The sequence below is a fragment of the Pseudomonadota bacterium genome (genome assembly GCA_039193195.1).
GTDB lineage: Bacteria > Pseudomonadota > Gammaproteobacteria > Steroidobacterales > JBCBZW01 > JBCBZW01.
In genome coordinates this window covers 1-15,297 of sequence record JBCCWS010000054.1, presented here as the reverse complement: position 1 = coordinate 15,297, position 15,297 = coordinate 1, and the positions used below count along the sequence as shown (strand labels likewise).

The following is a 15,297-nucleotide window of genomic DNA, read 5'->3' as shown; positions in this document are numbered from 1 at the left end:
CGAGAGGCCCGGGTGCGATGAACTGTGCAACGTCATTTGATCGTTCAGGAGCAAGCTCATGCACACGCTGCTGCGCGGTGGCCTTTGCAGCCTCGCACTAGCCATGACGGGGACCAGCGCCTGGGTCTACTTCAGCGAGTTCGCCTCGCCCGCAAAAGCGCACGACACGACTGCGCCGGGGTTTATCGAACTGTTTGGTGAGGCGACCCCTTCGCCGCAGGGTGGGCTGTCCGAGGGCGGCACGCTAGAGCTTTCTGCTCGCGTCCATGCCCGCAGCAAGATGACTCCGCAAGTGGCAGCACTCGCCGCGGCCGGGGATCGGCGCGTGCTGCGCCTGACAGTGCAGGGGCAAGCCCACGGCCTTGGTCTGCTTGGCGGAGCCTTGGTGAGAGCGGCTGTCGACGACGATCGCACGGTGGTGGACCTGCCCGGTCGCGCGCTAGATCGCTTCGCTCTTCAGGAGTCAGTGGAGCGCGTGTCCCTCATGGGTGTCGTCCAGCGCCCCTGAGCCCAACGCCGTACCGTTAGTGCCGCGCTCGCTCGCTTCGTATACTGCAGGCCTGCGAGCATACCCTGACCAGCCTGGTAGTCCTCTTACGCGCTCGCTTTGCCCCAATGGAAGCGAGCTCGATGACCGAAATCCCATCCTCCCGCGAGGGCCAGGCGAAGAAGATCTGGCTGCTCGTGCTGGTGCCAGAGGGGCGCCATGGCCGTTGGCTCGCCGCCATCGCCATCCTGACCTTCGGGGCGGTCGTCTTCGGCGTAGCAGCCTGGCTGGTCGCGACCTACCCACGACGCTACGCCAATCAGTTCTCGCCCACCGTCGCGGCCTTCTTCGTCGCTGGCGTCGCGTACGTCGTTCCCGTGTTCCACTACATCACCGAACGAACCCGTGAGGCGCTCGATAGCCTTGCGCATCGGCTTGCGGCGCAGACGCTCGCGCATGCCCGCCACTCGCTCACCCACAAGCCGCCGATGTGGGGCCTTCGCAGTATCCTGGCGGGCATCTGCCTGTGGCTGGTGCAGTCGCGCTTGCTGGCGGGCAGCTGGAGCTACATGCTCGAGAGCGTGAGCCGTGGCTACGTGGCCATCGTGATGGACTTCGGCCCTCTGCCGGTTTGGCTGGTGATGACCGCTGCGACGCGGGCCCTAGCGGAGAACGCCATGAGCTTCAGGCGCATCGCTCAGGAGGTGCGCGCCGACGTCTTCAGCCCTCCCACCTTTGCCCCCGTGGGCGCGATGGCTGTCACCTCCACCCTATTCATCCTGGGGGCCCTCGCCGTGCTTCCCATCATGTGGCTCGGCGGGCCGATCAGCTGGTGGACCACCTTGCCGGCCCTACTGATGTTCCTGCCGATGATCCCGCTGCTGCTCTTGCTGCCCATCTGGCCTCTCCACCGACGCCTAGTGCAGCAGCGCCAGAGGGCCCTCGCCGAGGCCCAGGAGGCGATCGATCAGGCCAGGCAGGGAGCGCTCGATGACCCGGCAGGCCCCAACGCGGAGCTCGCCAACGCCCTCGCGCTGCGCCGCGAGGTGGTGCGCTTGCCCGTGTGGCCCCTCGACATCGGCGCGGTGACCCGTTTCCTCGCTTACGCTGTGATCGTGCCACTCACCTGGGCGGGCGCCGCCCTGATCGAGATGCTCGTCAATACGATCGTCGGCGCTTAGCCCCAGCGCTTACGGCTACACCGTCGCGAGTCGTCGGTGGCACTGCCTGCCACCGGTGCAAAGGAGCGCGGGAAGTGCATGGTGTTGGGAACACTGCAAGAGGCCGTCGAGGCCCTAGGCATGGTGGGCTAGTGGTGATCGATCGCATTGGGTGGCTCGCGTGGCCGTGCAGAGACTCCTCAGGCAGCAGGGGCGGTGGCTGCTTGAACTCACCAACGGGGTGAAGGTGCCGGTAACTCGCCGACGCCGGCGCGAGGTGGCGATGTGGTTTGGCCAGGGCGCACGGGTGCTGATCCTGGTGGCCAACGATTCCAATCGGTGTCAGCGGTAATTGGCATTCCAGGGCCGTGCTCTTCGCCGTCATCTTCGATGCAGTTGCAGCACCGCCCATGGTTAAGGGGGAGCGGTGAGACGCTACTGGAGTATGGGATGCTGCGGCCCCTGGTCCCGCCGGTTGGAAAACGCGGTTTGGCAGCTCGCACAACTGTAGGTGGGAGGCACAGTCATTCGAAGGAGGCTCACGAGGCGTCGCTCAAGTGCTTGTCTACGAAATCGCCCATCGCCTGGAATCACTGCACGCTCGTCTTCGCCGACGTGCGCAGTCAGTGGTCCTCTCCTCGCAGCCTGACGAACACCACCGACTTGCCAGCCTTCTCCAGGCGTCGGTGCATAGGCTGACTCTGGGCCAGGGGCACAACCGTGTCGTCGTCGCCGCGGATTAGCAGCACCGGGGCCTGAAAGCGATCGGCGTACTTAGCGCACGAGATCTCCTTGAGCTTCTCGCGCTCGGACTTGCTATCGCAGATGAGCTGGTGCCAGCAGGCGACCGCCCACTGGTTGCGCCCGTACTGGCGCGCCTCGTTGCTCAGCATGTGCGGCAGATCGGCGACCCCCGGCGATGGTGCGGCGGTAGAGGTCCGGTGTGTAAGCCTGCTGGCGAGCGCTGAATAGCCGCAGTAGCTGTAGCGCGCGAGGCACACCACCGACCGCCTGCGGTAGCTCCGCCCGGAGGTCAGGTTCGTCCTTGAGCTGCTCGGCGACGCGTTCCGCGCCCGCATTCAGAATCTCGCTCGCCGCGATCTGCGCGCTCGCTTGGGTTGTTGGGCGGCTCTCCTCGAAGACGTCGATCAGCAGGCGCTTGACGTTGACGCGCTAGACTTCTGCTACACCAAGTCCCACATCGGCACCTTCGTCATCATCAGCGGCGACTCCGACTTCTCGCCGCTGGTGCCGGAACTTAGGATGGCCAGCAGCGTGCTGAAGCTGCCCGAACGGGGTGATTGGGTGCTCGTCCTTGTGGAAGTCAATCAAAAATGGGTGCTGGATTGTCTGTTTGAGCAAACTCCGGAGTTTAAGGTTGACTCCAGCCGGCTGCATTTGTTGGGGCAGTAGCGGGTGCCTTGAGGCAGCGCGGGTAGGGGCGCGGACGTGGTCACCTCGCTTAAGGACGTGATGATGTTGGTTCGTGCTGGGCTCGAACCAGTGACGAACTCATCAAACCACCATCGAAGTGTCGAGGGAGAGTCATCCCTCATCGAATCGACGAGGTTCGGGTGGTTCGCAGCAAGACGGGATCAGCCAACCAGCGGGGTTCCGCGTCTTAGGCGCCAGAAACCGCGAGAGATCCCGATCCGCCGACAGCAACTCGCGCACGCCGCGGGAGATGCTAAGCGCAGGAGTCTGCACGGTGGGCGAACACCAAGACTTGGATAGGGACGGCGATTGTTCCTGGGGCTCGCGGCACGCCGCGTAGCGTATCGCGTGCGATTCGCCGTCGTAGAGTGCTGGAGTCTCGCTACTTTAACGCGCCATTCAAGCGCATACACCCCGCGATTCTCTTAGAAATGGCAGGCAGTAGCGGCCGCCGCGCACCCTAATATCGATCTGTACTAGCATTCGGGCCGAGGGGTGGTAAACCCGTCGGTGTCGGAGACGAGCACTCGCTGCCCGCAGCCCCGCCCTGCCGGATCCGGCCACGCCGATCCGATAAGCCGCGACCTCGAGGCCCGATTGCTGGTGGTGGCAATCCACGCGCGTTCGCGTCGATCAACCTAACCAGATCATCACTGCACGGGAGGAACAGATGAAGCGTTCCCTAGCGTTATGGGTCGCGGCGGCCTGATGGCGATCCGCCTGGTCTCCTACCTCACCATCCCTTGGGAGTCTTCCCAGACGCCCGCTCCACAGCCGCGGTAAGCACGACAGGACGCCGCACCTGCCGTGACGGCCCCAGGGGTGGCTCAGAACCGTCAGTCCCCGGCGAGGCCCACCTCGGGAATCGATGCCGGCGCCGAGGCGCAGGACTACACCCAGCACTGCGCCGGCGCTCGCGAGTACGAACGGGTGTGTCAGGGCGTGACCACGGTGACAGGCGCCGATGGGCTCGCCCAGGTGGTGGACAACTGCTGGGATGAGCGCCGCGACGCGTCGCCGATGGAGGGCTACTCGAACGATGCTCTGCGCACCATCATCGACGAGGGTCACCGTAGGTTCACTTCTGGGCGTGCGCCCCGGGGCGCGGCGAGCACGGCTGGCCTTGTTACGCCCCCTTTCTCATGCGGCGTAGCCCGTTGTGTTCTCGGTCGACGCCCTGCCGAGGAGAGCCCGATTTGGGAGCGGCTGGCTATCGATCATGTTCGTCCACTCCCGGCCGTTAGGGCGAAACTGTCTTTAGCGCAGCGTGGGCAGCGGGCCGCAAGTTGGAGCGCCGCTTAGGCGATGGTGTGGAATGCCAGGCGTCGGCGGCTGGAGGTGCGTAGTTGGCCAAGGGCAGCTCGAGAGTGTTTGGGCAGCTGGGCTTGAACCAGCGAATGGAAAGCCGGTGTGCGCTGGAGTTGCTGTAGCCGCTGAATGCCATCGGGACGTAGTCGCTTGGTGAGTCCCCTACGCGGCGCCCATGACCTTTCTAAGTCTATGATCTTAGTCGCTAAGTGAGTTTCTGGTAGCCTTTATTCAAAGGTGGAGAAGATGCAGTCGCACCAGTTTCGTGTACCCTTTACACGCTGCTACTTGGTAACCAACGAGCTAATAGTCTAACGGTGAAGAACATCACGCTTAGCGCGGACGAAGAGACGATTGAGGCAGCTCGGGCTCGTGCGAAAGCCGAGAACACCAGCCTGAACGAGCAGTTCAGAAGATGGCTGACTGACTACACAGGACAATCCGCCCGGCTCAACCAGTACGATGAAGTCGTTGCACGACTACGAGGGCGGCTGAAGGTAGGTGCGAAGCTCTCCCGCGAGGAGATGAATGAGCGTTGAGAAGTTCCTCGATACCAACGGCCTCGTTTATCAGTTGGACACGACCGACCCGGAGAGGTCAGCTACCGCTGATGCGATTGTCCGAGAGGCGATTCTCACGGGCAACGCTTGTATCAGCTATCAGGTAGTTCAGGAGTTCCTGAATACTGCGCTTCGTAAGGCATCTGTGCCGCTAGACGTTACCAGCGCTCGTGCCTACCTCGGAAGCGTGCTTGCTCCGCTGATGCGGGTATCGGCGTCAGCCGATCTCTATCATCGTGCGCTAGGTGTACACGATCGATTTCGCTACAGCTTCTACGACTTACTGGTGATTGCGGCGGCACTGGAAGCTGGTTGTCGACGGCTACTGAGTGAAGACCTTCACGATGGGCAGCAGGTCGAGTTCCTGACTATTGAGAATCCATTCGGGTAAGGGCACTTCTTCACATCCACTCAGCGCCTTCCATGATCGAAGACGTCCCTGATGCCCTCCTCACGGTTCCGCCTTCCCCAACTTCCTCAGGTCCGTCAGAATGCACTCGATCACCTCGGGCGCCTCGATGGACCCGATCACCTCCACCTGACTGCCCAAACGACCGCATAGCGGTCACGCAGGAGAATCCGTTGGCAGGACAGTTTGAGAATCAAGGTGGCGCGGCGAACATGGATCCATCCGCCCTGCGCCGTTGGTTACTCTCGAAGTACCTATCGTTCCGCTTCAGCGACGAGCAGGTCACCAAGCGCCGGCACCGGGCGGAGAGGCGTCGCCGTGCGGACTCCAGACCCCACGTCGTCGAGTACTTCCATCAGGTCGATGACGCCTACAGCCACCTAGCCGCCCAACTGCTAGCGCGCTTCGCGGCGCGCTACGACGTGGAATTACAGTGCCATCTGGTGCGTGGACCTCTGGGCGATAACGTCTTGGACGCGCAGCTGCTGTTGCGGCTTGCCCGCTCGGATTCGGCCCTCATTGCCCCTCAGTACGGCCTGTCCTTTCCAGCCTCCTTAGAGGCACCCGAAGAGACATCCACGACCCTGGCGCTATCGGTACTCGCCTCGCTCGACTCACGGACTCTGGGACAGCACCTTGCCGCCGTGAGTGAAGCCCTTTGGCACGGTGACACGCCTCGCCTACATCAGCACGCAGGCGCCTTGGGCCACGCATCGGCGTCACAAGTGGGAGAGCGATTGAGGTCCGGTACGGCGCGCCGCGCCGCGCTCAAACACTATTCCGGCGCCATGTTCAACTACGAAGGGGAATGGTACTGGGGGGTGGATCGGCTGCACTACCTCGAAGCACGGCTAGCAGCGCTCGGGGCGGATACGACCCCAGGCGAACCGCCTCTAGCACCTTGCCCCAGCGTTGATCTCGGCGAGGCGAGCGATGCCGCTAGCTTGACGCTCGAGTTCTACCCATCGCTCAGAAGCCCCTATACGGCCATCGTCTTCGACGAAACTGTGGCGCTCGCTGCCCGGGCCGGCGTGCGCTTTCAGGTGCGCCCCGTATTGCCCATGGTAATGCGTGGCGTCCCCGTTACGCTCGAGAAGGGCATGTACATCTTCTTCGACGTAGCACGAGAGGCCAGACGTCGAGGCATGCGCTACGGCCACCTTTACGATCCTATCGGCGAGCCTGTGCGGCGCTGCTACTCCCTCTACCCATGGGCCGCCGAGCAGGGCCTAGGTACAGCGCTGCTATCGAGTTTCTTGCATCATGCGTTTGCCAGAGGCGTCAACACCAATACGAGCAAGGGACTTCGCAAGGTGGTTGAGAGCGCCGGGTTGCAGTGGCATGCAGCAGAGCCTCGGGTCGGTAAAGGCGACTGGGAGCAGGTACTGGAGGATAACCGGTTGGTGATGTACCAAGGCGGCCTGTGGGGCGTACCCAGTTACCGCCTGCTTGCTCCTTCCGGCGACGCACTACTTCAAGTGTGGGGACAGGATCGTTTGTGGCTAGTGGCGCGAGAGATTCAGCGCTACCAAGCTTCGCGAAGCACCTAGCCATTCGGCGAGCTCAGATCAACCAGGCCCTGAGGGTACATTGCACTCAGGACACATTGGGCCTGGTCCGAGTAGGCGAGTTGTTCTGCCATAGCTAGGCTGAGATCCCAGCTCCTTCGGTCCGCTCACCCGCCTAGTGTCGACGTACCGCCGGACAGGGGCGTCGATCGTGCAGCGCGCGATCGATCGTCTTGAGGTGAAGCTAATCGTCGGAGCCCGCCTGCGTCGTTTAGCGGTTAGTCGAGCGGCACTGGAATCGAGTTCGGGTTTGGAAGTAGGTCGAAGCGTTTTTGGGCGCGACGCGAGGGGAGTCGCGCAACGCTAATTGTATGGTGGGTCGTGCTGGGCTCGAACCAGCGACCAGCGGATTGAAAGCGCGCGCGAGAGAGCTGCTGTAGCCGCCCGAAGAGTATGTAGGTCGGCCGGCGTTTCACGTCCAAATGCTGGTTCTGGATGTGGCTGGAAGTCTCTGTTCTCAGTAGGTCGGTAAGAGTGGTTTTGGACTGCTTGCGCACCATGTCGACGCCGGGCGCTGATTCGCGTCGGGCGAGCCGTGTACCGACTCGTTCATTTCCCGTTAGCGATCATGAAAATCTAACCGCGGTCCGGCCATGCTTCGAGCAGCAGGGCACGTCCTCTCACAGACAGCACTCCGGCAGTCAAGATCTGTCCGCATCCCAACACTTCCCCAGCATGTGTTGAGCCGTCGCGACCGCCCATCACGAGCAGTCCAGGACGGACCCCAACGCCTTCGGCTGCACCCTGTCCAGGGAAGGCTAGTATGATTGACTCAGGGCCGCGTTCGTAGTTGTAACCAACAGCCGCGTGAGTTGCGCTGGTAGTTCGTCCCATAATCTACTTGTCGAACCCAGGACGTCCTGCGCCACCTCTGCTTGAAAGGACGGGATACCGACAGCAGCGGCAAAGGGCACCTAACAGTAGATATGGCTATTAAGCACCGGAAAAGATAGTTCACGTCCGGCTATCTCTGCTTCCTCGTCAGCCAGGGGGAGGTGATGGGGCCTGAGAAGATCGAGTCGTGCGGTGTGGATCAGGCCGTGGCAAACACCAGTCGTTGACGAGTCTAGAGCCACCCGAAAATGTACAACGGACCGACTAAGACAGCGCTCATGAGCGCAACGAGGGCGACCCACGACAGAGGTTGGGCGAAGTTAAACGTCCAACCGGAGCCAAAGCGCTTGCGTACCACTAATCGCCCGTCATGCCGGCAGAAGTAAAAAGCGCCCAGCCACCAGTGCTGCGGCTCCTCCCAGGGGTCGTCGGCCATCTTTACCTCCAGCGTTCTATTGCGAGGCGCAGGGCGAGCGGTGCAGCCGCCCTGGCTAGCGCGCAGGCGCTCACGCTTGTCGCCTGGCACGTGGTCGCGAACACACCCGGCTTACCCTCACCGCTCGCGCCGGTCAGCGGGCCCCCGCCGCATGAATCGCCATGCGCCGGGGTTGGGGTGGATTCGACAGCAACTGCGCAATCCAATCGCTGATGTGACGCAGCGCGCTCGGATCGATCGCGTCGCCGGCATACGCGTACTCGCTCGGGTGCCCAGTGTTCGCTATCTGAAGTCGGTGGTTCCAGTCAGCGTGTAGAACGACCACCGCACGGTCGCCCAGGTGGGCCAGGGCGGCAGACGCGGCCCGATGGTTCTCCGGGGTCACCTGTGTATCCTTCCCGCCGTAGAGCGCCAGCACCGGGATCTGCAGTCGCTGCATCAACGGCGCGGGATCGTGCTGCAGGATGAACTGGAATGTTGGATGTAGCAATGCCTTCAGTTCCCCGTTGAGTTGATCTCGCCTGGGAAGGGCGTCCTCGGGCAGCGCGTCTGTCTGCAGCCGGGCCTCCTCCACCAACTGCTCCAACGCAGCAAGGGCCGCCGCCTGGTCCTCGTAGCGGACGATGGCCGCTTCATAGAGTTTTCTGTTGATTGATGCGAGGCGCTCCGCCACATGCTCCGAGGCGCCGCCCGCACGCGCGATTGCGCTGGATTGCAACTCCATCAGCGGGACACCGGCGATTGCCGGGGTTGCGAGCAGCACGATGAAATCGACCTCCGAGCTCTCAAGCGCGGTGAGCAGAGCGAAAGTGCCACCCAGGCTGTGACCTACGATTCCAAAGGGGAGCGTAGGGTGGCGCTCACGTAACCATGCCATCGCGGCGGCTACATCGGCGAGGTGGTCCAGAGCACCCGATGAAGGGTAATCGCCTTGAGAGCTGCCGACACCGCGCTTGTCGTAGCGAAGCACTGAGACACCTGCCTTCGTCAACGACTCTGCTAGGTTATCAAAAGGACGGTGCTGGCCGATCGACTCATTCCGATCCTGTGGTCCAGACCCGGCGACCAACAACACAGCGGCGGTCACTTCTCCAAGCGGCACAGAGTACGTACCCGCGAGGCTGATGTGCCCATCGCCCGACGGTAGGGTAACCGGGTCACCGCTCGTTACGGTCGACGTACTTTCTGTGGTCGACGATTGATCCCTTGATGATGGGTTGCGGTGCCATTCGAGAGGTAGAGACTTACCCCCCTGGCGCCAATGGCCGACGATGCAGTCCTTCTCTAGGCGCCCGACGAACGCTGCACCGATGCTCCCCAGGGCAAACTCGATGTTCCCCGCGTTGCTGATATCCAACGACGTAACCGTGATGGTAGCGGACTGTTGCTTGCTGACGACGACGGCGTTCACACCGCCCGCGCACGGCTCTACTTTGAGTACCAAGGGCAGCTTAGCTTCTCCCGCCTTGAGCGTGCTGATCCATTCGCCACTCAACAATCGAGCAGCCTCAGGGGATTCTACGCCGCAGCGTGCCGACTGCAGTGTTGAGTCAGTGGGTTCCAAGGAGAGCGGCAACTTACCGGGTCCTTGCGACCACTGCCCCTTGATCTTCATTAAACCCTGCGCACCCGCGAGCAGCTTGCCTGTGAAGCTAGCCCTTGCCGAGGGTACGGCGAAACTGAGCCGTCGCTCGGATACCTGGATTTCCGCGAGTGCGAGCGGCGCCGGAGACTGATCCAGGCTGACCATGACCCCCTCGATTCCTCCGTCCTTCGCCTCGAAAGCAAACTGAAGCCGCAACTGTTTACCACCTGCGCCCAGGGTGCCCAACCAATCCGTCGAAACGATGTCGCGCATGAGAGTCTCCTTGACCGTTTCCGCCTGACCCCCGCTTGCAAACAGCCACAAGAGTAGCCCCATCCACGCCAAGTCGCGCTCAGAGCGAAGAGTCAGTCGTGAGAGGGCTCCGGGTCTCGAGTTTCTTTGACCTAGTAGTAGAATTCGCCACTCATCCCAATAGTTCGTCATGGCTATAGTCTTTATTCTCCAGAATTCACCATAGTGTCGACTGGGGAATGAATCAAGTCGATGAGGTTTCATCATGCAGTCAGCGACGAATTGTCCGCCAACCGGAACGCCAGCCTACCAGGCCAGCATCGAAGAGCTTCTCAGTCACTACCCAAGATCAATGACTCTGCTCACTACCTATCGGTGCAATGCCGCGTGTGAAGAATGCTGTTTTGAGTCGAATCCCACACGCACCGGACGGCTAACGCTAGACCAGATGCGTGCCGCAATGGATGAGGCGGTAGCTTCATTCCCAGCAATGTCGCTTGTGGTTTGGTCAGGTGGGGAGTGCTTTCTGCTCGGGGACGATCTGCATGCTGCGATAGCACATGCGACCCACTTAGGTTTGGCCACTCGATGCGTCACGAATGGCTTCTGGGGGAGGAGCACGCATACCACGAGACGCGCGGTTTCCAAGCTCCTGGGTGCCGGGCTCAGCGAGATCAATTTCAGTACTGGGCGAGACCATCAGCGCTGGGTGCCGCAGCACTGCGTGGTCAATGCGGCGTACGCATGTGTTAGTGCTGGAATCCGAACGCTGATGACCGTGGAGAAGGACACGGAGGACAGCACGTGCTACGAGGCGCTACATGGTGATCCCACTATGCAGAGACTGCTCAATGAGCACTCGGATCTGTTCACTTTGCAGAGCAACACCTGGATGCCCTTTCACGCAGCAGCCAAGAACCGGGGCTTTCAGGTAGCGCGAGCAATAGTCGACAAACCATGCGATCAGGTATTGAAAAACGTAGTGGTTACACCATTCGGTCAGGTCTCTGGGTGCTGTGGGCTCACCTTCGAGTACATCCCGGAGATGAAGCTCGGTGCGCTCGGACGACAGTCCCTGAGAGACATGTTTCTCTCCCAGCTCGAGGACTTTCTGAAGATCTGGATTCACATGGACGGCCCCTACGAAATCATCCGCAAGCTGTTCGGCGACGCGGAAGTTACGCGCGGGTTAGCCAACGTTTCGCACATTTGTCAGGCGTGCGTGATCTTGCATCAGAACCCCAACGTGCGGGCGGCCTTGATCGCGCGTTGGCACGAATTTGTCCCGGAGGTAATCCACCGATACAACATTGCCACTGCGCTGCGGCGGAAGATGGCGGAAAAGGCAGCTTGAGTAGTCACTTAGCGCTAGGAGAAGCATCATGGACAAGACGCGAAGGGGAATTCTCAAAGGCTCTATTGGCGCGTTCGGTGCCGTGGGCCTACCGTTATCAGCAGGGGCAGATGGTCGTCTATACGGCGTGCCAGTGAGTGTTACGGGAACGGAAACGGGCGGAAAGCACGCAGATTTGCTGCGTCTACAGATGGCTCGGGCAAACGTGCCCACGGCAGTGTGGGACGAGGTATTGCTGTCGGGTGAACTGTGGGCGAACGTGCTTCTTGACGCGGACGAGACTAAGAAGTTTCGTGCCGACCCCGATCAGTATCTGCTAGACGCTGGCATCGATCCATCTCTGATGGTCTCCTCCCACAGTGAAGTGCAAGTGCTTCGCGCGATCACGGACCAAGGGGTATTGGAGGCGGCGGCCAAGGGGGACTATCAACTATTCGCTCAAACGCTGAGAGATACCCTTAGCACGCACCCGGTTCCCTCCGTGCTCAAGTGGAATCTCGTGCAGTATTTTGAGCGCAACCGCAAGCAGATCGAAGGTACCATTCAACGGATAAAGGCGCGGGCTGATGCCTTAGGAGAGCCCATCGAAGGCGATGTTGAGTCGCTAACTGACTTGCGTCGTTTGCAGCAGCTCGTGGGCATGCCGTTGCAAGGCACAGGGATCTCTGAGGTAAGCGTACTCATTGACTTTGTGGTTAATGTCAATTTCGGCGTGATCTCTATCGCCGCTGTGTTGGTGTTGGTCGTTGCGGGTGCGGGAGTGATTGTCGCCATCGACATTCCAGGTCCTATCAGCGATAAGATGAACAACCGCTTGGCGAATCTGGACCCCGAGTTGATCCGGGACTTCGATCAGGCAGTGCAGGTGGCGGCGATGCTCGGCCAGGAGAATTTCATCGTCGATGCGGCTAAAGAGGTTATCGATGTCGAGACGGAAGCCGTGCTGGATGCCTTCCAGGAGGTGGGGATCGTTCAGATAGATGAGAAGGACCGGGCAGAGGCGGTGGCGCTGCTGCAGAAGTTCAGCTATCAACGGGCTGGGCTGGTGAACTAGGGTGTGCCTAGGGGGACGTATCGCCAGGAGAGTGGAGGGACGCGGCCGTTCGCGCAGCGCGAACGGCGCTGCCCTTGACCGCACTGCTCAATCGCACGCCCATTCGGCGCGATGGACAACAGCCGATCATTTTCATGCAGTGCGGCCCGATTCGGCATTCAGCAGCGCCGTCGGAGACTGCGCCAACTCGCCTCGAGGTGGTCCCGCGAATCCTCAGCGGGCAGCCTCATGTTCACGATGGCGATGGCATTTAGGCGGTGTTTCGTGCCCTTGCAGAAGACGATAAGCGTACGAAGGCGATCGCCTTGGAAACGAAGCAAGCGTCTGATGCCGGACGCAAGGTGCTCGTATTGACCGAAAGAGCCGATCACCTAGTGCGTATTGAGGAATCGCTGAAGGAGAGGGGCCTAAGACCGTTCGTGTTGCACGGTAGGGTTGCGCGCAAGCAGCGTGCAGAAGTGCTGACCGAGATGAGTTCGCTCCCCAGCGATGAGGCTCGGGTGCCTTTGGCGACCGGGCGACTTGTCGGGGAGGGCTTCGACCATCCACCCCTCGACACATTGGTTCTGGCAATGCCTGTCTCTTGGAAGGGCACCTTACAGCAGTACGCGGGTAGGCTGCACCGGGAGCATGGGAGTAAGTCGGATGTCCGAATCATCGACTTTGTCGATGGCGATCATCCGGTCTTGCGGCGCATGTGGGAAAAGCGCCAGCGTGGCTATCGGGCGATGGGGTATCAAATCGCGCAGCCTGCGGGGGTGACCTGAGCACCGCGGGCGGGGATGCCTACAGGCGAAGCTGCAAGTTCCAGGAAGCTCCACCGAGGGAAAGCCTCAGTAGCGATGGTTGCCTGGTAGATGGCGGCATGGGGTTTACGTGTTTCTCTATTTGCAAACTTTCAGTTGGCGGATCATACACTCCCCGAACTTGCGTCGGTTCATGAACTCGCTAAACTGCGTACCAGGAGGATGCAAAACGCAGGAAAGCTAAACCGGCTCCAACACCTGCTGCTAGTTACTGCTCAATGGCTAGAAGCCCGTGGATACTCGCGCGCCCTACGCAGCAAGTACGTGGCCAGCGGCTGGTTGGAACAGCCCGCACGAGGGGTCTTTACCCGGCCAGGTGGCATAGAGAGATGGGAGCAGTTGGTCGTCTCGCTTCAATCGTTACTGCGGCTGCCCGTGGCTGTCGGTGGGCGCACAGCGCATGGGCTTCAAGGGTATGAGCATTACCTGCCGCTTGGGGAGCAGGGCAACGTGCACCTCTTCTCGGAGACCGCTGTTCCCGGTTGGCTGAGCAAGCTGTCGCTCGGCAGAACGTTCGAGTTGCACAACGCGTCGCGATTGTTCCCAGGCTGCTGCATCGCCGATGGGGCGGTTCGCCTGCCAGACCCAACTCGTCGTGCTCTTCGCGACAGCCCTACCAGGCTGCCGAATGGACTCACGACAGCGCCATGGGGCTAGCACGCTTGGCCCCTCCTTGTGTCCACCGCTGAACGAGCGATACTCGAACTGCTCGATGAACTCCCCAAGCACGAGACCTTCGAGAGCGTCGACGTGATCATGGAAGGCCTGCACACGCTCAGCCCGCATCGCTTGCAGAAGTTGCTGGAAGCGTGCTCCAGCATCAAGGTCATTCGCCTATTTTTTTTGTTTGCTGAACGTCACGCCCATCCCTGGCGCAAGCAACTGGATGAAACCAAGTTCCGCCTCGGGAGTGGCAAGCGCGTCATCGCCACGGGCGGGCGACTGGGCCGCAAGTACCAGATCACCGTGCCGGAGGCGCTGCATGCCGGCGACTGAGGCCGATCGTCGACAAGTCGCGTTGTTGGTGCGCACGTTGCCATTCGTCGCTGAGGAACCATCGCTTGCACTCAAGGGTGGAACGGCGATCAACCTGTTCGTTCGCGATCTTCCGCGACTGTCGATCGACATAGACCTAACCTATCTGATAATCGAGGGCCGTGGCGCATCGTTGGCCGGGATCGATGCGGCAATGAACCGTATCGCCGAGCGAATTCGCCAGGGAATCGCTGGCGCTCATGTGAGCGCCTCCCAGCTACGGCCGGGAGGCTCGGTCACCAAGCTTGTCGTTCGCGCGGCGGGCGTGTAGATCAAGGTTGAGGTCACCCCTGTTCTACGAGGCTGTGTCTTCGACGCTACGCGCAAGTCCGTCTCGGCATCGGTCGAGAATAACTTCGGATTTGCGGAGTCCCTGGCGGTCTCTTTCGAGGATCTGTTGGCCGGCAAGATGGTTGCTGCCCTTGATCGTCAGCATCCGCGCGATTTGTTCGACGTGGCAGGTCTGCTTTCCGGCGAAGGCTTGTCTGACCGAATGAGAGCGGAGTTGGTAGTCTACATCCTCAGCCACAACCGTCCGGCGATCGAGCTGCTTGCACCTAACTATCGCGCTATTGAAGCGGAGTTCCGCGATCGCTTTTTGGGTATGACGACCACAACAGGTCTCTGGAGAACCTCTTCGGTACGCGGGAGGAGCTGGTACGCGATGCAGTTGGCGGCATGCCCGACGCCCACCGGCGCTTTCTGATGTCAGTCGAGCGGGGAGAGCCCGATTGGGATGTGCTGGCTATCGATGACACTCAATCTACTCCCGGCCGTGAGGTGGAAGCTCGAGAACTTGGCGAAGCTGCCTGCGGGGCAACGCGAGCAGCAGGCCCACGAGTTGGAGCGTGTGCTCAGCGGTGGCGTGGCGGAGCACTAGCCTGGATTATTCATGAGTCTTCTACTGCGGCCGCCGAGACACAGCAAAACACGGCGCGTGCTCGTTGCAGGTGCTCGACACGTACTGCTGAGTACGCCTGCGCGCCTTCCACTGCGCGCCACCCCGTGTTTTGCT

At 61.2% G+C, this 15,297-nt stretch carries 13 protein-coding genes and 3 pseudogenes; 13 read left to right on the top strand and 3 right to left on the bottom strand.

Annotation, left to right across the window (positions count from 1 at the left end):
- The first annotated feature begins 58 nt into the window (after positions 1-58).
- Both AAGA68_24240 and AAGA68_24235 read left to right on the top strand, forming a co-directional pair.
- Positions 59-508, top strand: a complete 450-nt coding sequence (locus AAGA68_24240) for a hypothetical protein (protein ID MEM9388183.1) — start codon at positions 59-61, stop codon at positions 506-508.
- Between the two features lie 122 nt (positions 509-630).
- Entirely contained in the window at positions 631-1,668 is a 1,038-nt protein-coding gene (locus tag AAGA68_24235) for a hypothetical protein (GenBank protein ID MEM9388182.1), read from the top strand.
- A gap of 602 nt (positions 1,669-2,270) precedes the next feature.
- On the opposite strand, the gene AAGA68_24230 is transcribed toward AAGA68_24235, so the two are convergent.
- Entirely contained in the window at positions 2,271-2,726 is a 456-nt protein-coding gene (locus AAGA68_24230; GenBank protein ID MEM9388181.1) for a prolyl oligopeptidase family serine peptidase, read from the bottom strand.
- 79 nt (positions 2,727-2,805) lie between these two features.
- On the opposite strand from AAGA68_24230, the pseudogene AAGA68_24225 reads away from it, so the two are divergent.
- The 5 genes and pseudogenes from AAGA68_24225 (at position 2,806) to AAGA68_24205 (ending at position 6,908) form a co-directional block, all read left to right on the top strand.
- Positions 2,806-2,910, top strand: a pseudogene (locus AAGA68_24225) (NYN domain-containing protein).
- Between the two features lie 978 nt (positions 2,911-3,888).
- On the top strand, positions 3,889-4,383 hold the full coding sequence (locus tag AAGA68_24220) for a hypothetical protein (GenBank protein ID MEM9388180.1): 495 nt from the start codon (positions 3,889-3,891) through the stop codon (positions 4,381-4,383).
- Between the two features lie 323 nt (positions 4,384-4,706).
- Entirely contained in the window at positions 4,707-4,928 is a 222-nt protein-coding gene (locus AAGA68_24215) for a hypothetical protein (protein MEM9388179.1), read from the top strand.
- Positions 4,918-5,340, top strand: a complete 423-nt coding sequence (locus AAGA68_24210; protein ID MEM9388178.1) for a PIN domain-containing protein — start codon at positions 4,918-4,920, stop codon at positions 5,338-5,340. Before AAGA68_24215 ends, AAGA68_24210 begins: the two co-directional genes overlap by 11 nt.
- A gap of 230 nt (positions 5,341-5,570) precedes the next feature.
- Positions 5,571-6,908, top strand: coding sequence for a DsbA family protein (locus AAGA68_24205; protein MEM9388177.1), 1,338 nt, complete (start codon positions 5,571-5,573; stop codon positions 6,906-6,908).
- Positions 6,909-7,992: 1,084 nt separating this feature from the next.
- Here AAGA68_24205 and AAGA68_24200 read toward each other — a convergent pair.
- Together AAGA68_24200 and AAGA68_24195 are read right to left on the bottom strand one after the other, a co-directional pair.
- A complete protein-coding gene (locus tag AAGA68_24200) occupies positions 7,993-8,196 on the bottom strand; it encodes a DUF5808 domain-containing protein (GenBank protein ID MEM9388176.1) in 204 nt (67 codons plus the stop codon).
- Between the two features lie 133 nt (positions 8,197-8,329).
- Entirely contained in the window at positions 8,330-10,054 is a 1,725-nt protein-coding gene (locus AAGA68_24195) for an alpha/beta fold hydrolase (protein ID MEM9388175.1), read from the bottom strand.
- Between the two features lie 751 nt (positions 10,055-10,805).
- On the opposite strand from AAGA68_24195, the gene AAGA68_24190 reads away from it, so the two are divergent.
- From AAGA68_24190 to AAGA68_24165, 6 genes and pseudogenes are all read left to right on the top strand, one after another.
- The gene (locus tag AAGA68_24190; protein ID MEM9388174.1) at positions 10,806-11,387 is read left to right on the top strand and encodes an SPASM domain-containing protein; all 582 of its coding nucleotides are present in this window, start codon (positions 10,806-10,808) and stop codon (positions 11,385-11,387) included.
- Positions 11,388-11,415: 28 nt separating this feature from the next.
- Positions 11,416-12,441 (top strand): hypothetical protein, encoded by a 1,026-nt coding sequence (locus AAGA68_24185; protein MEM9388173.1) that lies wholly within the window; start codon positions 11,416-11,418, stop codon positions 12,439-12,441.
- Positions 12,442-12,536: 95 nt separating this feature from the next.
- Positions 12,537-13,208 (top strand): annotated as a pseudogene (locus AAGA68_24180) (helicase-related protein).
- A 90-nt stretch (positions 13,209-13,298) separates the two neighbouring features.
- Positions 13,299-13,904 carry an AbiEi antitoxin N-terminal domain-containing protein gene (locus AAGA68_24175; protein MEM9388172.1) on the top strand — a complete coding sequence of 202 codons (606 nt, stop codon included), beginning with the start codon at positions 13,299-13,301 and terminating at the stop codon, positions 13,902-13,904.
- An 18-nt stretch (positions 13,905-13,922) separates the two neighbouring features.
- Positions 13,923-14,243 (top strand): type IV toxin-antitoxin system AbiEi family antitoxin domain-containing protein, encoded by a 321-nt coding sequence (locus AAGA68_24170; GenBank protein MEM9388171.1) that lies wholly within the window; start codon positions 13,923-13,925, stop codon positions 14,241-14,243.
- Positions 14,230-15,162: pseudogene (locus AAGA68_24165) on the top strand (nucleotidyl transferase AbiEii/AbiGii toxin family protein). The gene AAGA68_24170 and the pseudogene AAGA68_24165 overlap by 14 nt, the downstream one beginning before the upstream one ends.
- Positions 15,163-15,297 lie beyond the last annotated feature (135 nt).